The following is a 24,772-nucleotide window of genomic DNA, read 5'->3' as shown; positions in this document are numbered from 1 at the left end:
GCGCGGGCGGCCCGGACGGCCCCGGCGGGCGGGCCCGCGCGGGGCAGCGCGGCCGGCTGAGGCCGCTGACCGGGTACGGGGAAGAATGACGGCATGCAACCACACCCGAACGTCCGGGCGGTGCAACAGGCCCTCGACGCCGCGCAGGCGTGCGACGCCGCCGGCACCCCCACCGCCGTCCGGCTGCTGCCCGACGCGGTGCACACCGCGGCGGCTGCCGCCGAGGCGCTCGGCGTCGAGGTCGGCGCCATCGCCAACTCGCTGATCTTCGACGCCGACGGGACGCCGGTGCTGGTGCTCACCTCCGGGGCGCACCGGGTGGACACCACCGGCCTGGCGGCCACCATCGGGGTCGCCCGGCTGCGCCGGGCCACCCCCGAGTTCGTCCGGACGCACACCGGGCAGCCGATCGGCGGGGTCGCCCCGCTCGGTCACCCGCACCCGCTGCGGACCCTGGTCGACACCGCGCTCGGCGGGCACACGGAGATCTGGGCGGCCGGCGGGGTGCCCCGCGCGGTCTTCCCGACCACCTACCCGGAGCTGCTGCGGTTCACCGGCGGGACCGCCGTCGAGGTGGCGTGAACAGTCCGGCCGACCTGGTCACCCTGCACGTGTGGCGGGTCTCCCGGGGCGCGCTGCCCCGGGCGCTGCTGCGGATGGCGCGCGACCCGCGCCGGCTGCGGGCCACCGACGGCGTCCGGTTCGGCAAGCTCCTGGGCACCGGGACCGGGACCGGCTTCGGGCCCGGCGACGCCGACCCGACCCGGTGGGCGGCGCTGACCGTCTGGGCCGACCCGGCCGCCGCCGCCCGCTTCGACGCCTCGCCGGTCGGCCGGGCCTGGGCCCGGATCGCCACCTCGACCGTCCGGGTCGACCTGCGCCCGCTCGCCAGCCGGGGCGAGTGGTCCGGCCGGCGCCCGTTCGGCGACCCGGCCGGCGGGCGGGTGACCGGGCCGGTGCTGGCCCTGACCCGGGCCCGGCTGCGGCCGACGCGGGCGGCCACCTTCTGGCGGGCGGTCCCCCCGGTGGCCGCCGCCCTGCACGCCGCGCCGGGGCTGCTCGCCCGGTTCGGGGTGGGCGAGGCCCCGGTGGGGTGGCAGGGCACGGTCACCGTGTGGCGCGAACCGGCGGACCTGGTCGGGTTCGCGTACCGTCACCCCGAGCACCGCGCCGCGATCACGCGGACGGCCAGCGAACGCTGGTACGCCGAGGAGCTCTTCGCGCGGTTCGCGGTCCGCGACGTGGTGGGTGACCGGACGGTACTGGGCTGGGTCGCGGACGGCGACCCGGGCACGACGAAGGGCGGGCAGGCGTGAGGTTGGTGCGGTGGACCCCGGACGATCTCGTCCGGCGGTTGGACGACGTGGTCGCCGTCTACGGGGAGGCGATGAACTACCGCGCCGAACTGCTGGAGGCCCGGCGCGGCTACATCGCCACCCACGTGCGCCGGCCCGGCTTCCGCGCGGTCGCCAGCCTCACCCGCGAGGGGCACCTGGCCGGCTTCGGGTACGGCTACCAGGGCTCGATCGGCCAGTGGTGGCACGACCAGGTGCACCGGGCGCTGGACCCGGCGGCCCGGCAGCGCTGGCTCACCGACTGCTTCGAGGTGGTGGAGCTGCACGTCCGGCCGGCGGCGCAGGGGCACGGGGTCGGGGCGCGGCAACTGCGCGCGCTGCTCACCATGGCCCCCGGCGGCACCACCCTGCTCTCCACCCCGGAGGCCGACGAGCAGCGGTCGCGGGCCTGGCGGCTGTACCGCCGGTTCGGCTTCGTCGACGTGCTGCGCAACTTCCGCTTCCCCGGTGACGAACGCCCGTTCGGGGTGCTCGGCCGGGACCTGCCGCTGCCCGCCGCCGGCTCCCCCGCCCCGGCCGACGCCCCCGGATCCGCCGCCGGGCGGTCCCGCCCGGACGCCACCCCGTGATCCGGCGGTACCTGCCCTGGCTGCTGCTCGGCGCGCTGGTGCTGGCCCAGGTCTGCTACCCGCTGACCGGGGGCGCCACCCGGGCCCGGCTGACCGTGGCCACCGTGCTCCTGGGATACCTGCTCTCCGTCGGTCACGCCCTGCTCACCCGGGGGCCCCGGACGGCGGCGGCGCTGGTGGCGGTGGCCACCGGGGGTGGGTTCGCCATCGAGGCGCTGGGCGTGGCGACCGGCTTCCCGTTCGGCACCTACGACTACTCGGGCCAGCTCGGGCCGAAGCTCGCCGGGGTACCGCTGATCATCCCGCTGGCCTGGACCTGGATGGCCTGGCCGGCGTGGCTCGCCGCGGTCCGGCTCACCGGGGGCGTCGCCCCGGACGGGGCGGACCGGCTGCGGCGGATCGCGCTGGCCACCGTCGGCCTGGCCGCCTGGGACCTCTTCCTCGACCCGCAGATGGTCGCCGAGGGGTACTGGCGCTGGCCGGACCCGGACCCGGCGCTGCCCGGCCTGCCCGGCATCCCGGTCAGCAACTACCTGGGCTGGCTGCTCTTCGCCGTGCTGATGATGACCGCGCTGCGCCCGCTGGCCGGGCCGGCCGTCGACCGCACCGGGCCGGCCGACGCCCCGATGCACGCGCTCTACCTGTGGACGTACGCCTCCAGCGTGCTGGCCCACGCGGTCTTCCTCGCCCTGCCCGCCTCGGCGCTCTGGGGCGCGGCCGGCATGGCGGTGACCGCCGTACCGCTGGCGGTGGCCCTGGGCCGGCGACGGCACGACCGGCGACGGCACCCCGACCGGCCGCGCGACCCGGTCGACGCCGCCGCGTGAGCGGGCCCGGCGGATGAGCCTCCTGCTCGCCCTGGTGCTCGGGGTGGCCGGGTTGACCGCGCACACCTGGGTCAACGCCACCCGCTGGCTGCGCCGGCCCACCGACCGGCCGGCCCGGGTCACCGAACCGGTCGCGGCGCTGCTGCCGCTGCGCGACGAGGCGACCCGGGTCACCGGCTGCCTGCGCGCGCTGCTGGCCCAGCGCGGCGTGCCCGACCTGCGGATCGTGGTGCTCGACGACGGCTCCACCGACGGGACCGCCGAGGTGGTCCGGGCGGTGGCCGGCGACGACCCCCGGGTCACCCTGCTGACCGGCCTCACCCCGCCGGCCGGCTGGCTGGGCAAGCCGCACGCCTGTCACCAGCTCGCCACGCGGGCCGACCCGGCCGCCACCGTCCTGGTCTTCGTCGACGCCGACGTGGTGCTCGCCCCGGACGCGGTGGCGGCGGCGGTCGGCGAGCTGCGCGCGGCGCGGGCGACGCTGCTGTCGCCGTACCCGAGGATCCTGGTGGGGTCGGTGGCCGACCGGCTGGTCCAGCCGCTGTTGCAGTGGTTGTGGCTGACCTTCCTGCCGTTGCGCGCGATGGAGGGCTCGCCGCGCCCGTCGCTGGCCGCCGCCGGTGGGCAGTTCCTGGTGTTGGACCGGGCCGGGTACGCCGCCGCCGGTGGGCACGCGGCGGTGCGGGACCGGGTCCTGGAGGACATCGAGCTGGCCCGCGCGGTGAAGCGCTCCGGCGGCCGGATCGCCCTCGCCGACGGCTCCCGGCTGGCCGCCTGTCGGATGTACGACGACTGGCCACAGTTGCGCGACGGGTACAGCAAGTCCCTCTGGGCCACCTTCGGGCACCCCGGGGCGGCGGCGGTCGTGGTGGGCCTGCTGCTGGCGCTCTACACCGCTCCCCCGCTGGTGGCGGTGGGCGCGGCGCTGGCCGGGGCGCCCGTGGTGGCCGCGACCGCGCTGGCCGGGTACCTGCTCGGGGTGGCCGGCCGGGTGACCACCGCGCGGGCCACCGGCGGACGGTGGTGGCCCGACGCGCTGGCGCACCCGGTGTCCGTCGTGGTCCTCGGCTGGCTGACCCTGCGGTCGTACCATCTGCGGAAGCGGCGGCGGCTGTCCTGGCGGGGCCGCCCGATCACCTAGGAGGGCGCGGCATGGCGCGGATCGTGGTCGTCGGCGCCGGGGTGGGTGGGCTGGCCACCGCCGCCCGGCTGGCCGCCACCGGGCACGAGGTCACCGTCTGCGAACAGGCCGAGACGGTCGGCGGCAAGCTCGGCCGGTACGTCCACGACACCCCGGCCGGCTCGTTCCACTTCGACACCGGGCCGAGCCTGCTCACCCTCCCCCAGGTCTTCCACGACCTCTTCGAGGCGACCGGGGCGAAACTCGACGAGTACCTGGACCTGGTGCCGGTGGACCCGATCGTCCGGCACGTCTTCGCCGACGGCGGGCCGACCCTGGACTCCTGCGCCGACCCGGAGGTCTTCACCGCCCGGGTCGGGGCGGCGTTCGGCGACCGGGCCGCCGCCGACTGGCAGCGGCTGTGGCGACGCGCCGGGCGGGTGTGGGACGCCTCCTGGCGGGACGTCCTGCGCCGACGGGTCGACTCCCCCCGCGACCTCGCCGCGCTGGCCTGGCGCCTCGGCGACCTGGCCGCGATCGCCCCCGGGCGGACCCTGCGCGGCCTGGGCCGGCGGCACCTGCGCGAGCCGGGCCTGCGGATGCTGCTGGACCGGTACGCCACCTACACCGGGGCCGACCCGCGCCGGGCCCCCGCCGCGCTGGTCGCCGTCCCCTACGCCGAACTGACCTTCGGCGGCTGGTACCTGCGCGGTGGCCTGGGCGCCCTCGCCGACGCGCTGCTGTCGCGCTGCCTGGACCTCGGGGTGGTGGTGCAGACCGGCGCCACGGTCACCCGGATCGACGCGGCCGGCGGCCGGGTGCACGGGGTACGCCTGGCCGGCGTCTCCGCACCGCTGCCGGCCGACGTGGTGGTGGCCAACGTCGACGCGCTCACCGTCTACCGGGACCTGCTGCCCAGCCCGCGTCGGCTGGCCGGGCTGGCCGACCGGAGCCTGGCCGGGTTCGTCCTGCTGCTCGGGGTACGCGGCGACTCCGGGCTGGCCCACCACAACGTCTTCTTCCCGACCGACTACGACGCCGAGTTCGACGCGGTCTTCGGCGACCCCGGGCGCGGGGTCCGGGCCCGCCCGGCCGTCGACCCGGCCGTCTTCGTCACCGTCGCCGACGACCCGACGGTCCGCCCCGACGGGCACGAGGCGTGGTTCGTGCTGGTGAACGCGGCCCGCCAGGGCACCGCCGCCGGGGCGGTGGACTGGCGCCGGCCGGGGCTGGCGCAGGCGTACGCCGACCGGATCCTCGACGTGCTCGCCGCGCGCGGCGTGGACGTCCGGGACCGGCTGCTGTTCCGCGAGATCCGCACCCCCGCCGACCTGGCCGCCACCACCGGCGCCCCGGGCGGGGCGATCTACGGCACCGCCGGTGGGCTGCTGCGCCCGGCCAACCGGGGCCCGGTGCACGGGCTCTGGCTGGTCGGCGGCTCCAGTCACCCCGGCGGCGGGCTGCCGATGGTCACCCTCTCCGCGCAGATCGTCGCCGCCGAGGTCGGCGCCGCGGGGTAAGGAAGGGCCCCTTGTTAACGCATCCGGTAGAGAAGGTTTCCCTTCTCACCCCGACGCCGCTCCCGGAGAGCCGGTTTCATTCGGGGCCGCCGGGGGCGGCGTCGGGGAGGAGGGTGCGGCGGACGGCGGAGAGCAGGTGCCCCAGCCCGAAGCCGGCCAGCAGCACCCAGACCGCGACGGCCATGGTGGCGGTGCCGGCCGCCAGGTCCGCCTGGACCAGCCCGGTCAGCCCGGCCACCAGCAGCCCCACCAGGGCCACGCAGACCCGGGTGGGCCGCTCCCCCACGGTCACCGCGCCGATCTCCCGCATCCCCGCCGAGACCGCCCGCGCCCGGACGTACTCGTGCAGCCAGGAGAGCGCGCCCCCGGCGACCACCAGCGGACCCGGCGCACCGAGCAGCCAGAACGCCAGCAGCCAGGCGATCTCGCCGAGCCGGTCGGCGACCGAGTCGTACACGTAGCCGAGCCGGCTGGTCCGGCGGGTCGCCACCGCCACCGCACCGTCGACGCTGTCCGCCACCGAGGCGAGGAGCACGAACAACGCCGCCCAGAACGGCCCGTTCGGCGTCCGGCCGACGACCAGCGGTACGCAGAAACAGAGCAGCACCCCGGCGACGGTCACCGCGGTCGGGGTGACCCGTAGCCGGCCGAGCACGTACCCGAGGTGGTAGGCCAGGCGCAGCCAGGCGCGGACCACCGGCGCCGCCACCCGGGGGTCGAAGCCGCCGTGCAGCCGCGCCCACGCGGTCGCGTACTCGTCCCAGTTCAGTTGCCTGCCCACCACTGATCAACTGTCTCAGCGCGGGTCAGGTGTCGCCCCGGCGACCCCTCACACCCGCGCGCCCACCCGCAGGTTCTGCCAGACCTCGCGGGTGGCGGTGGAGCGGTTGAGGGTGATGAAGTGGATCCCCGGCACCCCCTCGTCCAGCAGCCGCCGGCACATCTCGCTGGCCTGCTCGATGCCGAGCCGGCGCACCGCCTCCGGATCGTCGCGGACCCGGTCGAACTGCGCGGCCAGGGCGGTCGGGAAGGGCGCGCCGGAGAGCTGGACCGAGCGCTCGATGGTACGCATCTGGGTGACCGGCATCACGCCGGCCAGGATCGGGGTGTCGCAGCCGGCCGCCGCGACCCGGTCCCGCAGCCGCAGGTACTCGTCGGCGTCGAAGAACATCTGCGTGATCGCGAACTCGGCACCGGCCCGGCACTTGCGGACGAAGTGCTCGGTGTCACTGTGCACGTCCGGCGAGCGGGGGTGCTTGTACGGGAAGGCGGCCACCCCGACGCTGAAGTCCCCCGCCTCGCGGACCAGACGGACCAGGTCCTCGGCGTAGCCGACCCCCTCGGGGTGGCGGACCCACTCGCCGGCCGGGTCGCCCGGCGGGTCGCCCCGGACCGCCAGCACGTTGCGGACCCCGACCCCGGCGAGTCGACCGATGACGTTGCGCAGCTCGGCGACGGAGTGGTTGACCGCGGTCAGGTGGGCCATCGGCAGCAGGGTGGTCTCGGTGGCGACCCGCTCGGTCACCGCGACCGTGGTGTCCCGGGTCGAGCCGCCCGCCCCGTAGGTGATCGACACGAACGACGGGCGCAGCGACTCCAGCTCGCGGATCGCCTGCCAGAGCAGGCGCTCACCCTCGGCCGTCTTGGGTGGGAAGAACTCGAACGAGAAGGTCTGGCCGGCACGGATCAGCTCCCCGATGGCCGGCTGCGGGGGAAGGACCGAGGGAAGACCGAGAGCCACCCCCTGACTCTAGCGGGCCACGCCGTGACGGCCACGCCCTTCCCACGCCCGGCCACGGGCACGGGTACGGGCACAGCCGGTGGAGACGGCCCGGCCAGCGGAGACAGCCCGGCCGCCGGGGAATCGTCGTACCGGGCGGGTATGACTGGAGCCGCGCGGGCGGGGCCGGGGGGTTCCGGGGGTACGCGCGGGGGTCAGTCCCACCGGTGGCGTTCCGGCCCGGCCGGGCCGGATTCGTCGCCGTGCCGACCCGTGCCCGGAGGATGCGATGATCCCGCCCCCACCACCCGGCCCGCCGCTGATCGGGCCGTCGATCGCCCGGCTCCGGCTCGCCCTGGGCTGGAGCCAGTCCCGGCTCGCCGCCGAGCTCTGCGCCGCCGCCGGCGTGCCGACGCTGAGCCGCCACGAGGTGTCCCGCTGGGAGCGGCAGCTCCGGGTGCCGGGGGATTTCTGGCTCGGCTGGCTGGCGGTCGTCCTGGCGGCCCCGGGCGACCTGCTGCTCGACGCGGCGGCGTGGACCAGGCGGCTCGGCACCGGGCCGGCCGCCGCCGGTGGCGGCGCCGGAGGGCGGTCCCGGTCGGCGCTGCTGGCCCTGGCCCAACGCTGGCTCGCCGACCCGCACGGGCCGACGCTCGGCGCCGTCCCCACCTGGCTCGTGACCGGCGACCCCTACCCCGCAACGGGCGACGACCGCAGCACCGCAACGGACGGCGAGCCCTCCCCGGCGAGGAGTGACGACCTCTCCGCCGGGATGGGCGGCGACCTTCCCGCCGGGGCGCCCGACGACCTCTCCGCCGGGATGGGCGGCGACCGCGCAGCCGACGACGCGGCGGCCCGGCTGGCCGGTCTGCGTCGCCTCGACGACCTGGCCGGCGGCGCCGACCTGACCGGTACCGGGCGGCGTGAGCTGCGGCGGATCGCGCGCGGCCTGGCGGGGGCCGGGCCGGCCGACCGCCGCCGGTTGATGCCGCTGCTCGCCGAGGCCGCGCAGCTCTGCGGCTGGCTCGCCGCCGACGCCGGCGCGTGCGTCGAGGGTCTCGACGCGTACCGGCTCGGGTTGCGGGCCGCCGTGTCCGCCGGTGACCCGGCCTTCGCCGGGCACGTGCTCGGCTCGGCCAGTCACCTGCTCGCCGGGGCCGGTGACCCGGACGGCGCGCTGGTGCTGGCCGCCACCGGGTACGCCGGCTGCCGGGCCGCCGCGAGCCCGGGGCTGCGGGCACTGCTGCTGCACCGGGTGGCGCTGGCCGCCGCGCTGGGCGGCCGGCCGCGGACCGCCGGGCGGGCGCTGGCCGCCGCGCACCGGGCCGCCGACCGGGGCGACCCGGGCCGTGAGCCGCCCTGGCTGTACTGGCTGGACGGCCCGGAGCTGGCCGCGATGACCGGCCGTACCCTGGTCGCGCTGCGCCGTCCCCGGCGGGCCGTGGCGCTGCTCGACGCCGGGCGACGCCCCGGGCGACCACGCAGCCGGGCCGTCTACGGGAGCTGGCTCGCCCGCGCCCACCTGCACCTCGGCGAGGTGCAGCGGGCCTGCGCGACGGCCGACACCGCGCTGCTCGACGCGATCCGGGCCGGGTCGCCCCGGGCGGTACACCAGCTCACCGGGTTCCGGCGGGGCCTCGGCCCGCAGCGGGACACCCCGGCCGCCCGCCGGCACCTCGCGCTGGTCACGGCGGCCATCCCGTACCTGCCCCGGCCGGTGCCGCCGGCCCGCCCGTGACCCACCGGCCGGGGTGGCGGACCCGGCGGCCCCTCGGCCGAACGGCGGAAGCCCCCCGCGTCGGACGGCGGAAGCCCCGCGCGTCGGACGGACGGTCCTGCGCCACCGCCGAGCCGCGACCCGATAGCGTCGGGGACGTGACCCACGCTGCTCCTGTATCCCCCGTCGACCGCGCGGACCTGCGGCACCGTATCGACAAGGCCCTCACGGAGTTCCTCACCGACCAACGGGCCTGGATGGCCGGGGTGGACGCCGCCCTGGCCCCGGTGGCCGAGGCGATCGAGTCGTTCGTGCTGGGCGGCGGCAAACGACTCCGGCCGGCCTTCGCCTACTGGGGGTACCGGGGCGCCGGCGGCACCGACTCCGACCAGCTGGTGACCGCCCTCGCCGCGCTGGAGTTCGTGCAGGCCAGCGCGCTGATCCACGACGACCTGATAGACCGGTCGGACACCCGGCGCGGCGAGCCGTCGGTGCACCGGCGGTTCGCCGCCCGGCACCGCAGCTCCGGTTGGGGCGGTGACCCGGACGGCTTCGGCGACGCGGCGGCGGTCCTGCTCGGGGACCTGTGCCTGGTCTGGTCGGACGAGGTGCTGCACTCGGCCGGGCTCCCCCCGCAGACCGTGGCGCGGGCCCGGCCGGTCTTCGACGAGATGCGCACCGAGGTCACCGTCGGCCAGTACCTCGACGTGCTCACCCAGGCCACCGGCGACACCTCGCTGGAACGGGCCGGGAAGGTGGCCCGGTACAAGTCGGCGAAGTACACGGTGGAACGGCCGCTGCTGCTCGGCGCCGCGCTGGCCGACGCGCCGCCGGACGTGCGGACGGCCTACTCGGCGTACGGGCTGCCGCTGGGCGAGGCGTTCCAGTTGCGCGACGACGTGCTGGGGGTCTTCGGCGACCCGGCGCAGACCGGCAAGCCGGCCGGCGACGACCTGCGCGAGGGGAAGCGGACCTACCTGGTGGCGGCGGCGGTGGAGACGCTGGACGACCCCGGGCGGGAGGTGCTGCTCGGCGCGCTCGGTGACCCGGAGCTGGACGAGGCGGGGGTGATCCGGCTGCGGGAGCTGATCGTCGCCAGCGGAGCGTTGACCCGGACCGAGCAGCGGATCGTGACGCTGACCGACGCCGCGCTGGCCGCGCTGACCGCCGTCGACCTCGGCACCGAGGCCCGGCAGGCCCTGGTGGACCTGGCCATCGCCGCGACCCGCCGGTCCGACTGAGCGGACCGGCGGAGGGTCACGGAGCGACGGGCCGGCGGGCCCGGGTCGACGGAACGACGGTGGCTCGACGGAACGACGGTGGTGGCCCGGGGGCGGCGGCTCGGTGGGGGCGGGCTCAGAAGCCGAGGGCCTGGGCGCGGCGCTTGATCTCGCGGGCCTGGTCGCTGCCGAGCGCGGCCGCCGGGGTGCCGCCGGGCAGCGTCTCGTCCGGCTCGTAGAGCCAGCGCACGATCTCCTCGTCGCCGTAACCGGCGTCGGTGAGCAGGTGGAGCACGCCGGGCAGGTGCTTGAGCGCCGTACGGTTGGCGACCAGGTCGGCGGGGATCCGCCGGACCCCGTCGCGACGGACGGCGAGCAGCTCCCGGTCCCGGATCATCTGGTGGACCTTGCTGATCGACAGGTCGAGCCGCTCGGCGACGTCGGGCAGGGTGAGCCAGCCGGCGGGATCGGTCGGCCCGGCGAGGTCGGCCTCGGTCGGCCCCGGGTTGGCGGAAACGGGTTCGGTCACCCGGTCACCCTGCCACGTGCCGGCCCGGCCGACCACGGCCACCCCGGCGCGCCGGCCGTCACAGGTCCGACCGGACCGGCCGTGAGCTGCCCGAACGCGCCGACTCCCCGACTGTCGCACCCCGGCGGTAGCATCCTGTTCTGCTGCCACCCTCTGGAGACTTACACTTCTCGCCGATGGACACACAGGTCGCCGACACGTTGCTGGGCTCGCTGCTCGACGGGCGCTACCGCATCCGCGGTCGCGTGGCCCGTGGTGGCATGGCGACCGTCTACACCGCCACCGACGAGCGACTCGAGCGCACCGTCGCGGTCAAGATCATTCATCCGTCCCAGGCGTCCGACGCCCGCGGCCGGGGGCCGGGGTTCGGGCACCGGTTCACCGACGAGGCGAAGACGATCGCCCGGCTGACCCACCCCAACGTGGTCGCCGTCTACGACCAGGGCATCCACCAGGGCCTGCCGTACCTGGTCATGGAGTACGTCCGGGGCCGGACGCTGCGCGACGTGCTGGCCGAGCGGCGCCGGTTGCACCCCGACGAGGCGCTGGCCATCACCGAGCAGATGCTCGCCGCGCTCGCCGCCGCCCACCGGGCCGGCCTGGTGCACCGCGACGTCAAGCCGGAGAACGTGCTGGTCGCCGAGGCCCCCACCGGCGGCGCGGCCAACCTGGTCGACAGCGTGGTCAAGGTGGCCGACTTCGGCCTGGCCCGCGCGGTCGCGGCCAGCGCGGACGACGCGAACGGCAACCAGCTCATGGCCACCGTCGCGTACGTGGCGCCGGAGCTGGTCACCGAGGGGCACTCCGACGCCCGCACCGACGTCTACGCGGCCGGCATCGTGCTGTTCGAGATGCTCACCGGCCGGGTGCCCTACGAGGGCGACCGCCCGGTGGACGTCGCCTGGCAGCACGTCGACCGGGACGTGCCCGCCCCGTCGACGCTGGTCCCCGGCCTGCCCCGGGCGCTGGACGAGCTGGTCGCCCGCGCCACCCGGCGCGATCCCGGCGCCCGGCCGACCGACGCCGGCGCGCTGCTGGCCGAGGCGCAGGCGGCCCGGGAGGACCTGGGCAACCAGAACACCCGCACCGCCGTCATCCGCCGGGTCACCGACGACATGCCGGTGTCCCAGCCGACCATGGTGGTCGCGGCGGTGCAGCCGGCGCAGCGGCCGTCCTGGGCCCGGTTGCCGGAGGCCGAGGCCCGCCCGCACCGCCGCCGGGCCGCGCCGGCCCAGCCCGGTCTGGTCGACCGCCTGGGCGTCGTCCGGGAGCGGGTGGCGGCGGCTTCCCGGGGCCGACTGGGCATCGTCGCGGCCGTCCTGGCCCTGGTGCTGGTCGCCACGGCGGGCGGGTGGTGGTTCGGGGTGGGCCGGTACACGGTCGCGCCCGAGCTGGTCAGCCTGACCAAGGCCCAGGCGGAGGCGCAGGCCACGCGGGGCGGTTTCACCCTGGTGTACGCCGACCCGCAGCACCACGCCGAGGTGCCCCGCGACGGGGTGATCCGGCAGGACCCGGCCTCCGCCGAGCGGATCCTCAAGGGTGGCTCGATCACCCTCACCCTCTCCCTGGGCCCGGAGCGGTTCCCGGTGCCGGACGTGGTGGGCAAGGACTTCGAGCTGGCCGAGGCGGACCTGGTCAGCTCCCGTCTGGTGGTGGAGAAGGGCAGCCCCCGGTACGACGACAGCCTGCCCGAGGGCGTGGTCGTGGAGACCAAGCCGGCGGCGGGCACCGAGGTCCGGCCGGACACGAAGATCACCGTGATCCTCAGCAGGGGGCGGGCCCCGATCACCGTGCCCAACCTCGTCGGCAAGAACCTCAACGAGGCCCGGTCGACGCTGGCCGGGCTCGGCCTGGAGGTCGTCGAGGAGCGCCAGGAATCCGACAAGCCCCGGGACGAGGTCCTCGACCAGGACCCGAAGAACGGGGCGGGCGTCGAGCGCGGCACCAAGGTGCGGCTCCAGGTCAGCAACGGCCCGCCGCAGGTGGCCGTGCCCCGGGTGGTCGACCTGCCCTGCCAGCAGGCCAAGCAGCAGCTCGAGGGCCAGGGCTTCCCGGTGTCGGTGCAGTTCAACCCGGAGGGCACCGTCCGCTTCCAGAACCCGGGCGAGAACTCCCAGGTGCCCCCGGGCACCCAGATCACCATCGGATGCTTCTGACATGACGGTGACCCGACCGGTCGGCTCGCACACCCCCACCTCCGGTGGCCTGGCCCGCGCGGCCCTGCCGTACGTCGACGCGGCCGGCTCCGAGGTGGTGCAGGTCTACGTCGGCAACTCGCGGGGCTGGGCGCTGCCGGCCGGTGACCCGGCCCAGGACGCCCTGTTCCGCGACGGCTGCGCCGAGCGCGACCTGCCCGTCTTCGTCCACGCCTCGCTGCTGGTGAACCTCGGCTCACCGACGCCGGAGACGGTCCGCAAGTCGGCGGCGACCCTGGAGCACGCGCTGCGCCGGGGCGCCGCGATCGGCGCCCGGGGGGTGGTCTTCCACGCCGGCAGCGCGGTGGACGCCAGCCACGCCGAGACGGCGATGCGGCAGGTCCGCGAGACGCTGCTGCCCCTGCTGGACAGCGTCATGGCGGCCGACGGGCCCCGCCTGCTGGTCGAGCCGAGCGCGGGTGGCGGCCGGTCACTGGCCTCCCGGGTGGAGCACCTCGGCCCGTACCTCGACGCGGTGGACCGGCACCCGTGGCTCGGGGTCTGCTTCGACACCTGCCACGCCTGGGCCGCCGGGCACGACCTGGCCGTCGAGGGCGGCATGACCGCGACGCTGGACACCCTGGTCGCGACGGTCGGGGCGGACCGGCTTCAGCTGGTGCACGCCAACGACTCGAAGGACCTCTGCGGCTCCACCCGGGACCGGCACGAGTCGATCGGCAAGGGCAGCATCGGGGAGCCGGCCTTCGCCGAGCTGATGACGCATCCGGCCACGGACGGCGTCCCGGTGCTGGTGGAGACGCCGAGCGGCGAGAAGCACGAGGGCCACGCGGCGGACATCGCCGTGCTCAAGCGGCTGCGTCCCTGACCCCGGCGGCGGGGTTCAGGGACGCGGCGGGTGCGGATCGGCGCAGCGGGCACCCCGGCGGGCCGGGTCGGCCGCGCCGGGACGCCCGGCGGGTCAGCCGCGCAGGATGCGGGTCAGCACGTCGGCGGCCCGGTCCACCCCGGCGTCGTCGAGGTCCAGGTGGGTGACCAGGCGGGCGATCCGGGGCCCGAGCACCGAGACCAGCACCCCCTCGGCGCGGGCCGCGGCGGCCAGGCCGGGTGCGTCCAGCGCCGCCTTGCCCAGGTCCAGGGGGACGAGGTTGGTCCGCACCGGGGCGGCGAGCACCCCGAACGGGGCGACCGCCTCGGCGAGCCGGGCCGCGCGGGCGTGGTCCTCGGCGAGCCGCTCGACGTGGTGGGCCAGGGCGTACCGGCCGGCGGCGGCGAGGACACCGGCCTGACGCATCCCGCCACCCATCCGCTTGCGGAGCAGCCGGGCCCGGGTCATCTTCTCGGCGCTGCCCACGATCACCGAGCCGACCGGCGCGCCGAGCCCCTTGGACAGGCACACCGACAGGGTGTCGAAGAGCCGGCCGTACTCGATCAGGGGAACGCCGTCGGCGACGTGCGCGTGCCAGATCCGGGCGCCGTCGCAGTGCAGGCCGAGCCCCGCGTCGTCGGCGACGCGGCGCAGGTCGCGCAGGGTGCCCAGCGGGATCACCCCGCCGCCGCCCCGGTTGTGGGTCTGCTCGACGGCGATCGCCCGGGTCGGCACCGCGTGGTACCCGTCCGGGCGGACCATCCCGGCGACGACCTCCGGGTCGATGTCCGCGCCGACGCTGGTCCAGGTCCGCGAGGAGATCCCGCCGTACGCGGCGGCGGCGCCGATCTCGTACGTGACGACGTGCGCGTCGGCGTCGCAGAGCAGTTCCTCGCCGGGGGGCACGAGCAGTTGCAGGGCGATCTGGTTGGCCATCGACCCGGTCGGGGCGAACAGCGCCGCCTCGTGCCCGAAGAGCGCGGCGACCTCCGCCTCCAGGGCGTTCACGCTCGGGTCCTCGGCGTACACGTCGTCGCCGACCTCGGCGTCGGCCATCGCCGCGCGCATCCCGGCGGTCGGCCGGGTGACCGTGTCCGACCGCAGATCGACCAGACCCCGAGTGGAATTTGCGTCAGCCACTGTCATCCCTCCGGCCGCCGACTGCGGGGCTCGCAAGCTCACTCCTCGCGTCAGCCACGGTGATCCCTTTGGCCGCCGACTGCGGGGCTCGCAAGCTCACTCCTCGCGTCAGCCACTGTGATCCCTTTGGCCGCCGACTGCGGGGCTCGCAAGCTCACTCCTCGCGTCAGCCACGGAGCATCTCCGCCACGAGGAAGGCCAGTTCCAGCGACTGCTGGGTGTTCAGTCGCGGGTCGCAGGCGGTCTCGTACCGGCCCGGCAGGTCGAGGTCGGCGATGTTCTGCGCGCCGCCGAGGCACTCGGTGACGTCCTCACCGGTCAGCTCGACGTGCAGGCCGCCGGGGTGGGTCTCCAGCCCCCGGTGCACCTCGAAGTAGCCGAGCACCTCGTCGACGATCCGGTCGAAGTGCCGGGTCTTGTACCCGTTGGACGACTCGTGGGTGTTGCCGTGCATCGGGTCGCACTGCCACACCACCTTCGCCCCGGCGGCGGTGACCTTGGCGACGATCGGCGGCAGCACGTCGCGGACCTTGTGGTTGCCCATCCGGCTGATCAGGGTGAGCCGGCCGGGCACGTTGTCCGGGTTGAGCTTCTCGCAGAGCTCGATCGCCTCGTCCGGGCTGGTGCCGGGGCCGAGCTTGACCCCGATCGGGTTGGCGATCCGGGAGATGAAGTCGATGTGCGCGCCGTCGAGCTGCCGGGTCCGCTCGCCGATCCAGAGGAAGTGCCCGGACAGGCCGTACGCCCGGTTGCCGGAGACCCGGGTGAGCGCCCGGTCGTACTCCAGGGCCAGGGCCTCGTGGGAGCAGTAGAGGGTGACCGTGCGCAGCGCCTCGTCGTCGGTCATCCCGCAGGCCCGGATGAAGGCCATGGCCCGGTCGATCTCCCGGGCGATGGCCTCGTACCGCTCGCCGGCCGGGGAGTTGCGCACGAAGCCCTTGTTCCAGTCGTGCACCGCGTGCAGGTCGGCCAGCCCACCGGCGAGGTACGCCCGGAGCATGTTCATCGCGGCGGCCGAGTTGGCGTACGCCCGGATCATGCGCTGCGGGTCGGCGACCCGCGCCTCCGGCGTCGCCTCCAGCGAGTTGATCATGTCGCCGCGGTAGGCCGGCAGCCCCCGGGCGTCGGTCGGCAGCGACCGGGGCTTGGTGTACTGGCCGGCGACCCGGGCGACCTTGATCACCGGCAGCGACGCGCCGTAGGTGAGCACGATCGCCATCTGGAGCAGGGTGCGGGCGTTGGCCAGCAGGTGGCTCTCGGTGTTGTCGGCGAAGGTCTCCGCGCAGTCGCCGCCCTGGAGCAGGAACGCCTTGCCCTCGCAGACCAGCGCCAGACGCCGGCGCAACTCGTCGACCTCGTACGGCGCGACGACCGACGGCACGGTGTCCAGCACCCGGCAGACCTCGGCGACCTGGGCCGGGTCCGGCCAGGGCGGGGTCTGGGCGCGGGGCAGTTCCCGCCAGCGGTCCAGGCCGAGGGCGGCGTCCTCGGACTCGACGGTGGGTCGGCTGGTCTGCAGGCCGGGGCTGTCCACCCCGGGATGGCTCAACTGGTGCCACTCATGGCGCATGACAGAAAGCGTACGGCGGCTCTCGGCCGGACCCCACGTCGAGGGGGACGGTTCCGGCAGATGGAAGATCACGGACGGGCGCGGCGCGGTACCGCTAGCCGGCGTCCCCACCCGGTGCCGTCGGGTCCGCGGCCGGCAGGTCCGGATCGCCGGACGGGGGCGTCACACCGCCCGGACGGGGCGGCTCGGGCGCGCCGCTGGCGCCCGGCCCGGCGGGGCTCGCCGTCGGGGCCGGCGTGCCCGGGGCCTCCCCGGAGATGCACCAGTCGGTGCCGCTGCGGGTGACCGTGAAGTCCAGCGCCCGCACGGCGGTGCGCTTGCCGGCGGCGACGGTCAGGGTGGTGGTGACCTCCTGCCCGCGCGGCCCCGGCTGGACGTCGGTGACCGCCGCCTCGGTGACCCGGAAGTGGTCGGCGAAGTCACCGTTCGGGCCGGTGGCGTGGGCGTCGAAGGCGTCCTGGAGCGGGGCACAGAGCTGGTTGCGCCCGCCGGCCACGTCCTTGGCGACCATGGCGTCGAGGTACGCCTGCACCCGCTCCCGCGACTTCGCGGCGACGTCCTCGGCGGGCGTGCGCGCCGGCTCGGCGGTCGAGTCGTCGCCGAAGCCGCAGCCGGTCATCGCGACCGGCAGGAACGCGAGCACGGCGACGGCGAGCGCCGCCTTCCCGGTCCGCACCGCCATGGGTCCTCCCGCCGGTCACCGCATCGATCCACCTCGTCACCGCGAGTCTGGCACATCGATCCGGCTGCATCCCGGGCCGCCCGCGACTCGCCGGCGGCCCGACCACCCGACGGGCGGGGAGGGGTCGACCGACCCCTCCCCGCCTGGTGGGTACCGCGTCGGACTCGGCTCAGCCGAGACCGCCCTTGATGGCGCCGATCAACTCACCGTTGCTGGTGTCACCGGAGAGTTCCCAGAAGAAGGCACCACCGAGGCCCTGGTTCTTCGCGTACGTCATCTTGCCGCCGATGGTGGCCGGGGTGTCGTAGCTCCACCAGTTGCTGCCGCACTTGGCGTACGCGGTGCCGCCGACGGTGCCGGTGGCCGGGCAGGTGTTCTTGAGCACCTTGTAGTCCTCGATGCCCTGCTCGTACGTGCCGGGGGCGGGTCCGGTGGCGGTGCCGCCCGGGGCGCTCTGGGTGACCCCGGTCCAGCCCCGGCCGTAGAAGCCGACACCGAGCAGCAGCTTGTTGGCCGGGATGCCCTTGCTCTTGAGTTTCTGGATCGCCGCGTCGGACCAGAAGCCCTGCTGCGGGATGCCCGGGTACGAGGTGAGCGGGGAGTGCGGGGCGGTGGGCCCCTGGGCGTTGAACGCGCCGAAGTAGTCGTACGTCATCGGCATGATCCAGTTGAGGTGGGTGGCCGCGCCGGCGTAGTCGGCGGCGTCGATCTTGCCACCGTTGCTGCCGTCCGCGGTGATCGCGGCGGTGACCAGTGCCGAGGAGCCGAACTTGGTCCGGACCGCGGAGACCAGGTTCCGGAAGGCCGCCGGGCCGCTGCTGTCACAGGTCAGACCGCAGGCGTTCGGGTACTCCCAGTCGAGGTCGATGCCGTCGAAGACGTCCGCCCAGCGCGGGTCCTCGACCAGGTTGTAGCAGCTCTCGGCGAAGGCGGTCGGGTTCTGCGCGGCCTGGGTGAAGCCACCGGACCAGGTCCAGCCGCCGAACGACCAGATCACCTTCAGGTGCGGGTACATCTTCTTGAGCTTGCGGAGCTGGTTGAAGCTGCCGCGCAGCGGCTGGTCCCAGGTGTCGGCGACGCCGTCCACGCTGTCCGCCGCGGTGTAGGCCTTCTCGTAGTCGGCGTAGCTGTCCCCGATGGTGCACCGGCCGCCGGTGGTGTTGCCGAAGGCGTACAGGATGTGGGTGAGCTTGCCGGCCGAGCCGCTGGTGTGGATGTTCTTCACGTGGTAGTTGCGGCCGTAGACGCCCCACTGGGCGAAGTAGCCGACCACCTTCTTGCCACCCGGGTCCGGCGGCGGCGTGGTGACCGGCGGCGTCGTGGGCGGGGTGGTCGGCGGCCGGGTGGTCGGCGGGGTGGCGGTGGGCGGGGTGGTCGGCGTGGTGCCGCCGGCGCAGGAGACCCCGTTGATGGTGCAGCTCGTCGGGGCCCGGTACGCCCCGGTGCCGTTGTAGCCCCAGCTGAACGAGGCGCCCGGGGCGAGGCTGCCGGCCCAGCTCTTCTTCACCGCCACGTAGCGGTTGCCGCTGCTGGTGACGTCGGCGTCCCAGGAACTGCTGATCGAGGTGCCGGCCGGCAGGTCGAACTCGATCCGCCAGGTGCTGACCGTGCTGGACGACCCGTTGGTGATGGTCACCTTCGTCTCGTGGCCGGTCCCCCAGTCCTGCGCCCTGACGAAGGTGGCGGTGACACTCCCGGCACCGGACGCGGCGGCCATCGGTACCGTCGCGACGGTCACCGCGACCACGGCGCCGACCCAGAGGGCCCGGCGGAGCGATCTCTTCATGGCGCGTCTCCCCTAACAGTTAGGAAAGTTTCCTAAAACGATGCTGAGACGCTACTCACGAGTTCATCAATCCGTCAAGATGTACGTGCTTCGATCCCTGCCGAATCGGTCGATGGGAGCGCGACCAGTGCCCGCTTGCCACGCTGTGCCACCGTGGTCGACACGACACGTGTTCGTCTGGAGGCCGACCGATGGCTCGACTGGTGATCGCGGTGGATCCGGCCACGGGCGTCTCGCCCGCGACGCTGGCCCGGAGCTGGGACGACGACGACGAGGCAGCCGCGCTGGGGACGGCGTCGCTGCGCCACCAGACCCCCGGCTCCTTCTGGCCGGGGCCGGCCGAGCTGATCTGGGTGCCGTTGGCGGTGAACCTGGCCAGCACCCTCCTCTACGACCTGATCCGCCGCCTGGTCACCCAGCACCGCCCGGCGGTGGACGTCACCGAGCTGGAGCTGGTCGAGACCGTCGCCGGCGACGACCGGGTGGTGGTGATACGGGTGCGCCGGAGCCATCGGTGAACGCGTCGACCGCCCCGGCGCCCCCGACCGTCATCCGGGTCACCGAGCGGTCCCGCCGGCCCGACGGCGCGTTCGTCACCCGGGTCTCCTTCGCCGACACCACCGAGTTCGAGGTGGTGCTCACCGACCCCGCCGAGCCCGGCGACGAGGAGCGGTTCGCCTGGTACTTCGAGGAGCACCTGCGGTTCCCCTTCCTCGACCGGGACCTGGCCGAGGACGCCGAGCAGCGGCTGCGGGCGTACGGCGAACGGCTCTTCGGGCAGGTCTTCGCCGGGGAGGCGATCACGCACTACCGCGCGCTGGCCCGGCGGGGCTTCGACGGGTGCCAGTTGCAGGTGCAGGGGTCGGCGGCCTTCCACCGGCTGCACTGGGAGGCGCTGTACGACCCGACGCTGCGGGTCCCGTCCGTGCTCCGGCTGCCGGTGACCCGCCGGGTGGACCTGCCCTCCCCCGGCTTCGAGCTGCCCCCGCCGCCGTCGACGCTGAACATCCTGGTGGTCACCGCCCGCCCGAACGGACGCTCCGACGTCGGGTACCGCACCATCTCCCGGCCGCTGCTGGAGGGGCTGCGCCGGGCGGAGCGGCCGGTCGTGGTCGACCTCGTCCGCCCCGGCACCTGGCAGGCGCTGCGGCAGCACCTGCGCTGGAAGACGAAACTGCACGGCTCCGGCCACTACCAGGTGATCCACTTCGACGTGCACGGCGCGGTGGCCGGCTTCGCCGAGCTGACCCGCAGCCGCGCCGCCGACCGGTACACCTTCTCCGGGTACACCTTCTCCAGCCGGCCGGCCGCGTTCGAGGGCGAGCGGGCCTTCCTCTTCTTCGAGACCGAGGAGGAGGGCCGGGCCGAGGCGGTCTCCGCGCACGAGGTCGCCGACCTGCTGGCCGAGCACCGGGTGCCGGTGGCGGTGCTCAACGCCTGCCAGTCGGCCAAGGAGCCGGCCAGCGAGTCCAGCCTGGCGCAGCGGCTGGTCGCCGCCGGGGTCCCGGTGGCGATCGGGATGGCGTACTCGGTGACGGTGTCGGCCGCCCAACTGGCGATGCCCCTGCTCTACGCCGCCCTGACCCAGGGCGACGACCTGATCGGCGCCGTCCAGGCCGCCCGTCGGTCGCTGTTCGACGCCAAGGGCCGGCGGGCGTACTTCGACCAGCAGCTCGACCTGGAGGACTGGGTCCTGCCGGTGTTCTTCAGCCAGCAGGACGTCCGGCTGGCGCTGGCCGACATGTCCGTCGAGCAGGAGAACCGGTTCCTGGAGTACGAGGCCCGGGTCCGGGACGAGCCCCGCCCCGAGTACGGGTTCGTCGGCCGCGACCTGGACATCCTGGCCATCGAGCGGCGGCTGCTGATCCGCGACGACCGCACCATGCTGCTGGTGCGGGGCATGGTCGGGGCCGGCAAGTCCACGCTGCTGCGGCACCTGGGCTGGTGGTGGCAGCGCACCGGGCTGGTGGAGATGGTCTTCTGGTTCAGCTACGAACAGCGGGCGTGGACCGTCGACGAGATCGTCGAGACGATCGCCGGTGACCTGCTCGGCCGCGTGGAGCGGGTCCGGTGGGCGGAGGAGCTGACCGAGACCGCCCGCACCGAGCGGATCGTCCGGCTGCTGCGGGCCCGCCGGTACCTGCTGGTGCTGGACAACGCCGAGTCGGTCACCGCCGCGCCGGCCGCGATCCCGCACGCGCTGTCCGAGTCCGCCCGGCACCGGCTGGCCGACTTCCTGGGCGCGTTACAGGGCGGCCGGACCCTGGTGCTGGTCGGCTCCCGCGAGGAGGAGCGGTGGCTCGCCGCGCGGACCTTCGGCGACAACACGTACACCCTGCCCGGCCTGGACGAGCAGGCCGCGTCGGTGCTCGTCGAGGCCATCCTGAGCCGTCACGGCGGCGCCCACCACCTCCGGGACCAGACCCAACGGCAGGCGCTGGAGGAGCTGCGGGGTCTGCTCGGGGGGTACCCGCTGCCGCTGGCCGTGGTGCTGCCCACGGTGGCCAGCCACACCCCGGCCCAGGTCCTCGCCGACCTGCGGCAGGGCGGCACGGAGGCGGACCCGCTCGGCCTGATCAGCACCGCCATCGCGTACAGCCACGGCAAGCTCGACCCGGCCACGCAGCACGCGCTGCTGTTGCTGGCCCCGTTCACCGGCAGCATCCCGCTCACCGTCCTCGACGCGTACCGCAAGCGGCTCGCCACCCACGCGGCGGTCCGCGCCCTCGGGCCGGTCGACCTCGCCGCCGCCGTCGCCGAGGCGGTCCGGGTCGGCCTGGCCACGCCGCACCCCCGGCGTGCCGGCTGGGTGCAGACCCTGCCGGTGCTGCCGTACTTCCTGCGGACCCGGCTGCGGGAGTTCCCCGCCCTGGAGGCGGCCACCCGGCAGGCGCACTACGGGCTGTACACCGTGCTGGCCGGACGGATCCACCGACGCCTCGTCTCCACCCAGCCCCGGGAGCGGGCGAGCGGCCGGCTGCGGGCCGGCGTCGAGTACGCCAACCTGCGCGGCGCCCTGGCCCACGGGCTGCGGACCGGGCAACCGGTCGGGCCGCTCGTGCTGTGCCTGGAGGAGTACCTCGACCAGGAGAAGCAGCAGGAGTCCCGACGGCACCTGTTGGGCCTGGTCCTGGACCGTCGCCGGGACGCCGCCGGGCCGCTGCGCCGGGAACTGGCCACCTTCCACTACCTCGCCGGGGCCTTCGCCCACGAGCAGCGGCGGCACCCCGACGCGGAGGAGCACTACCGGCAGGCGCTGACCATCCTGGACGAGTTCGACGACGAGCAGAACAGCGCCCGCATCGTCCACCACCTGGGCATGCTCGCCCAGTCCCAACGCCGCTTCGACCAGGCCGAGCAGCACTTCCGCGCGGCCCTCGCCGGCTTCCTCCGGTTCAACCGGGAGCTGGCCGGTTTCAGCTACCACCACCTCGGCATGATCGCCCACGAACAGGGCCAGCTCGACCAGGCCGACGAGCACTTCCAGGCCGCGCTGGCGAGCTTTCTGACGGTCGGCAACCGGCACAAGGCCGGCTACGCGTACCACCAGTTGGGGATCGTCGCGCAGGACCAGGGCCGCCACGCCGAGGCGGCCGACCACTACCAGCAGGCGTTGACCATCCTCCAGGAGTACCGGGACCGGCACGGCGCCGCGCACACCCGGCACCAGCTCGGTGCCCTCGCCCAGGCCCAGGAGCGCTTCGACGACGCCGCGGCGCACTACCGGGACGCCCTGGTGGCGTTCCGCGCCTGCGGCGACCACCAGGGCGTCGCCGACACGTACCACCAGCTCGGCACGGTCGCCCAGCGCCAGCAGCGGTACGACCAGGCGGAGAGCCACTACGAGCAGGCGCTCACCAGCTACCAGGAGGTCGGCGAGCCGGTCAGCGTCGCCGACACGCACCACCGGCTCGGCACCGTCGCCCGGGACCGTGGCCGCCGGCCCGAAGCCGAACACCGCTACCGTACGGCCCTCGGCCTGTACCGGGAGGCCGACCACCTGCCGGGCGTCGTGGTCACGTGCCACCACCTCGCCCGGCTCGCGTCGGAGCAGCAGCGGTACGACCAGGCGGCGGCGTGGCTCGCCGAGGCGGCCCGGTCGTGGCGCGGGGCGCACGGCGACTGGCCGGTGGAGACGGTGGCCGCGCTGCGCGACCTGCGGGAACGGCTGGGTCCGGACGGCCTGCGCCGGGTGCTGCGCGACACCGTCCCGCCCGACCTGGCCGACACGCTGGTCGAGGCCGTCGAGGCCGTCGAGGGCAGCGAGGGCAGCGGGGGCGGCGGGGGCGGCACCGGCGACGGCTGAGCCGGGGCTGTCCGCGTCGCCGGACCCGGCCGGTCCGCCCGGCGGCGGGGGCGTCGGCGGGGCTGGCCAGCGGACTTGCCACCCAGTCCCGTCCACGGGACCCTGTTACCCGCAGTGTTCGTCCGGTCAACCCAGCGGAGGCGTGATGCGCGGGTCCCGTTCCCCTGTCCACCGGCCCTCGGCCGCCCTCGCCGCGCTGCTGCTCGGCACCGGCCTGGCCCTCGCCGCCGGTCCGCCGGCCGTCGGGGCGCACCCGGCGGCCCCGGCCGCGCACCGGGCCGCGGCCGAGCGGGCGGGCGCGGCGTACCAGGTCGACCGGGCGGGCGCCGTCGGGTACGTGCGGCTGGCGCACCTCTCCCCCGACACCCCCGCCGTCGACGTGTACCTGAGCGCGCCGGACACCGACGAGCCTCAGGTCTTCCCCGCCGTCGGGTACGGCGTGGTGTCGGCGTACCTGCCGGTGCCGGCCGGCCGGTACGCGGTGGCGATGCGCACGGCCGGCGCTCCCGCCGACGAGCAGCCGGTGCTGACCACGGAGGTGGCGGTGACCGCCGGGGAGGCGTACACGGTGGCCGGCGTGGGCCGGTACGCCGACCTCGGCCTGCGGGTGCTCGACGACGACCTGAGCGCCCCGCCGGCCGGGCAGGCCAAGGTCCGGGTGGTGCAGGCCTCGGTCCGCGCCCCGGTGCTGGACGTGGCCGCCGCCGACGGGCCGGTGATCGCCGAGGGCGTGCGGTTCGCCACCACCACCGGGTACCGGGCGGTGGAGCCGGGGCCGTGGCGACTGCGCCTGGGCGGGCCGAACGGGCCCACCGCCGACACCCGGGTCACGCTGACGCCGGGGGCGGTCTACTCGCTGCTGGTGCTCGACGCCGAGCGGAGCAGGCTCACCGCCGAACTGCGCGAGGACGCCCGGGGCGGCGCGGTCACCCCGACCGGTGGCGTGGACACCGGTGCCGGCGGCCTGGCACTGCGCGGCGGCTCCACACCGAGCCCCGGCTCCGACGCCCCGGCCGCCGGGGAGCCGGCACCGCCGGGCGCGGACACCAGCCCACCCGGCGCGGACGGAACCACGACCGCCGGGGACGCCCGCGCCGGGGGCGGGGCCGGGTGGCCCGTCGGGACGTACCCGGTGCTCCTGGGCGGGCTGGTCGCCGCGCTGGCGGTCGCCGGTGGGCGGGCGCTGCGGCGACGCCGGTGGCGGCCGGGCCGGTGACCGGCCGGCCCGGCCCGGGAGTCCGGCACCGCCGATCGCCGCTGGCCGGGCTGGTCGCGGCCGGCGCGGCCCCCGGGGTCGCGGTGGTGGCCGGCGCGCCGGCCGGATCGGCGGTGGGCTAGACCGGGCGGCGGCCGGCGAAGCCGCACTCCACCCGGTGGTACCAGCGCAGGTCGGTGTCCCCCTCCAGCCAGCACCAGAGCACCGGGCGGCCGTCGCGCTCCCCGGGGAAGTCGAGCAGCACCGGCGCGATGCCCTTGACCTGGATGTCGTGCCCGTTCAGCTCCTCCAGCACGGCGTGCAGCCGCGCCTCCAGGGCCTTCACCTCGGGCCGGCCGCCGAGCACGGAGACGCCGTGTGCGGCCAGGTCGGCCCGCAGCTCGGTCAGGTCGGCCCGGATCCGGATCAGCTCGTCGACCCGGGGGCGCAGGGTGGAGACCAGGGAGCGGGCCTGGGCGAGAGTGAACACCGCGC

21 protein-coding genes are annotated in these 24,772 nt (G+C 75.6%); 13 read left to right on the top strand and 8 right to left on the bottom strand.

Translation table 11 applies throughout. The annotated features are described in order from the left end of the window. The first annotated feature begins 93 nt into the window (after window positions 1-93). Genes ACQUFX_RS02560 through ACQUFX_RS02535 form a run of 6 tightly spaced genes read left to right on the top strand, consistent with a single transcriptional unit; the run spans window position 94 to window position 5,391 of the window. The gene (locus tag ACQUFX_RS02560; protein ID WP_428964435.1) at window positions 94-582 is read left to right on the top strand and encodes a YbaK/EbsC family protein; all 489 of its coding nucleotides are present in this window, start codon (window positions 94-96) and stop codon (window positions 580-582) included. Continuing rightward, window positions 579-1,316 (top strand): monooxygenase, encoded by a 738-nt coding sequence (locus tag ACQUFX_RS02555; protein ID WP_428964434.1) that lies wholly within the window; start codon window positions 579-581, stop codon window positions 1,314-1,316. Before ACQUFX_RS02560 ends, ACQUFX_RS02555 begins: the two co-directional genes overlap by 4 nt. After that, complete coding sequence (locus ACQUFX_RS02550) at window positions 1,313-1,924, top strand: GNAT family N-acetyltransferase (RefSeq protein WP_428964433.1); 612 nt, start codon at window positions 1,313-1,315, stop codon at window positions 1,922-1,924. Before ACQUFX_RS02555 ends, ACQUFX_RS02550 begins: the two co-directional genes overlap by 4 nt. Then, a complete protein-coding gene (locus tag ACQUFX_RS02545; RefSeq protein WP_428964432.1) occupies window positions 1,921-2,751 on the top strand; it encodes a carotenoid biosynthesis protein in 831 nt (276 codons plus the stop codon). The genes ACQUFX_RS02550 and ACQUFX_RS02545 overlap by 4 nt, the downstream gene beginning before the upstream one ends. Window positions 2,752-2,764: 13 nt before the next feature. Continuing rightward, window positions 2,765-3,892, top strand: coding sequence for a glycosyltransferase family 2 protein (locus ACQUFX_RS02540; protein WP_428964431.1), 1,128 nt, complete (start codon window positions 2,765-2,767; stop codon window positions 3,890-3,892). An 11-nt stretch (window positions 3,893-3,903) separates the two neighbouring features. After that, window positions 3,904-5,391, top strand: coding sequence for a phytoene desaturase family protein (locus tag ACQUFX_RS02535; protein ID WP_428964430.1), 1,488 nt, complete (start codon window positions 3,904-3,906; stop codon window positions 5,389-5,391). A gap of 76 nt (window positions 5,392-5,467) precedes the next feature. Here ACQUFX_RS02535 and ACQUFX_RS02530 read toward each other — a convergent pair whose 3' ends face one another. Further along, the gene (locus tag ACQUFX_RS02530; RefSeq protein WP_428964429.1) at window positions 5,468-6,175 is read right to left on the bottom strand and encodes a CDP-alcohol phosphatidyltransferase family protein; all 708 of its coding nucleotides are present in this window, start codon (window positions 6,173-6,175) and stop codon (window positions 5,468-5,470) included. Between the two features lie 45 nt (window positions 6,176-6,220). Next, a complete protein-coding gene (metF, locus tag ACQUFX_RS02525; RefSeq protein WP_428964428.1) occupies window positions 6,221-7,132 on the bottom strand; it encodes a methylenetetrahydrofolate reductase [NAD(P)H] in 912 nt (303 codons plus the stop codon). 268 nt (window positions 7,133-7,400) lie between these two features. Here metF and ACQUFX_RS02520 point away from each other — a divergent pair, with 268 nt between their 5' ends. Beyond that, window positions 7,401-8,849: a helix-turn-helix domain-containing protein gene (locus ACQUFX_RS02520; RefSeq protein WP_428964427.1), complete on the top strand. Its 1,449-nt coding sequence runs from the start codon at window positions 7,401-7,403 to the stop codon at window positions 8,847-8,849. 137 nt (window positions 8,850-8,986) lie between these two features. Beyond that, window positions 8,987-10,069: a polyprenyl synthetase family protein gene (locus tag ACQUFX_RS02515; RefSeq protein ID WP_428964426.1), complete on the top strand. Its 1,083-nt coding sequence runs from the start codon at window positions 8,987-8,989 to the stop codon at window positions 10,067-10,069. Window positions 10,070-10,184: 115 nt separating this feature from the next. Here the strand turns inward: ACQUFX_RS02515 and ACQUFX_RS02510 are convergent, their stop codons facing one another. Beyond that, on the bottom strand, window positions 10,185-10,577 hold the full coding sequence (locus tag ACQUFX_RS02510) for an Rv2175c family DNA-binding protein (protein WP_428964425.1): 393 nt from the start codon (window positions 10,575-10,577) through the stop codon (window positions 10,185-10,187). 176 nt (window positions 10,578-10,753) lie between these two features. On the opposite strand from ACQUFX_RS02510, the gene pknB reads away from it, so the two are divergent. Together pknB and ACQUFX_RS02500 are read left to right on the top strand one after the other, a co-directional pair. Continuing rightward, complete coding sequence (pknB, locus tag ACQUFX_RS02505; protein WP_428964424.1) at window positions 10,754-12,733, top strand: Stk1 family PASTA domain-containing Ser/Thr kinase; 1,980 nt, start codon at window positions 10,754-10,756, stop codon at window positions 12,731-12,733. A 1-nt stretch (window position 12,734) separates the two neighbouring features. Next, window positions 12,735-13,598: a deoxyribonuclease IV gene (locus ACQUFX_RS02500; RefSeq protein WP_428964423.1), complete on the top strand. Its 864-nt coding sequence runs from the start codon at window positions 12,735-12,737 to the stop codon at window positions 13,596-13,598. Between the two features lie 93 nt (window positions 13,599-13,691). On the opposite strand, the gene ACQUFX_RS02495 is transcribed toward ACQUFX_RS02500, so the two are convergent. From ACQUFX_RS02495 to ACQUFX_RS02480, 4 genes are all read right to left on the bottom strand, one after another. After that, on the bottom strand, window positions 13,692-14,711 hold the full coding sequence (locus ACQUFX_RS02495; protein WP_428966837.1) for a threonine aldolase family protein: 1,020 nt from the start codon (window positions 14,709-14,711) through the stop codon (window positions 13,692-13,694). Window positions 14,712-14,904: 193 nt separating this feature from the next. Beyond that, window positions 14,905-16,308 (bottom strand): class II 3-deoxy-7-phosphoheptulonate synthase, encoded by a 1,404-nt coding sequence (locus tag ACQUFX_RS02490; protein WP_428964422.1) that lies wholly within the window; start codon window positions 16,306-16,308, stop codon window positions 14,905-14,907. A gap of 94 nt (window positions 16,309-16,402) precedes the next feature. After that, window positions 16,403-16,990, bottom strand: a complete 588-nt coding sequence (locus tag ACQUFX_RS02485; RefSeq protein WP_428964421.1) for a hypothetical protein — start codon at window positions 16,988-16,990, stop codon at window positions 16,403-16,405. Window positions 16,991-17,159: 169 nt separating this feature from the next. Then, window positions 17,160-18,776: a glycosyl hydrolase family 18 protein gene (locus ACQUFX_RS02480; protein ID WP_428964420.1), complete on the bottom strand. Its 1,617-nt coding sequence runs from the start codon at window positions 18,774-18,776 to the stop codon at window positions 17,160-17,162. A gap of 191 nt (window positions 18,777-18,967) precedes the next feature. Here ACQUFX_RS02480 and ACQUFX_RS02475 point away from each other — a divergent pair, with 191 nt between their 5' ends. The 3 genes from ACQUFX_RS02475 (at window position 18,968) to ACQUFX_RS02465 (ending at window position 24,298) form a co-directional block, all read left to right on the top strand. Further along, entirely contained in the window at window positions 18,968-19,294 is a 327-nt protein-coding gene (locus ACQUFX_RS02475) for a hypothetical protein (protein WP_067368095.1), read from the top strand. After that, window positions 19,291-23,082: a tetratricopeptide repeat protein gene (locus ACQUFX_RS02470; protein WP_428964419.1), complete on the top strand. Its 3,792-nt coding sequence runs from the start codon at window positions 19,291-19,293 to the stop codon at window positions 23,080-23,082. Before ACQUFX_RS02475 ends, ACQUFX_RS02470 begins: the two co-directional genes overlap by 4 nt. A 145-nt stretch (window positions 23,083-23,227) precedes the next feature. Further along, complete coding sequence (locus tag ACQUFX_RS02465; protein WP_428964418.1) at window positions 23,228-24,298, top strand: DUF4397 domain-containing protein; 1,071 nt, start codon at window positions 23,228-23,230, stop codon at window positions 24,296-24,298. Window positions 24,299-24,416: 118 nt separating this feature from the next. Here ACQUFX_RS02465 and ACQUFX_RS02460 read toward each other — a convergent pair whose 3' ends face one another. After that, on the bottom strand, window positions 24,417-24,767 hold the full coding sequence (locus ACQUFX_RS02460) for a DUF2203 domain-containing protein (protein ID WP_067368062.1): 351 nt from the start codon (window positions 24,765-24,767) through the stop codon (window positions 24,417-24,419). Window positions 24,768-24,772: the final 5 nt, after the last annotated feature.

Source organism: Micromonospora fluostatini, assembly GCF_050410825.1.
GTDB lineage: Bacteria > Actinomycetota > Actinomycetes > Mycobacteriales > Micromonosporaceae > Micromonospora > Micromonospora rosaria.
The sequence above is the reverse complement of the archived record's forward strand: the minus strand, read 5'-3'. Positions and strand labels throughout refer to the sequence as shown.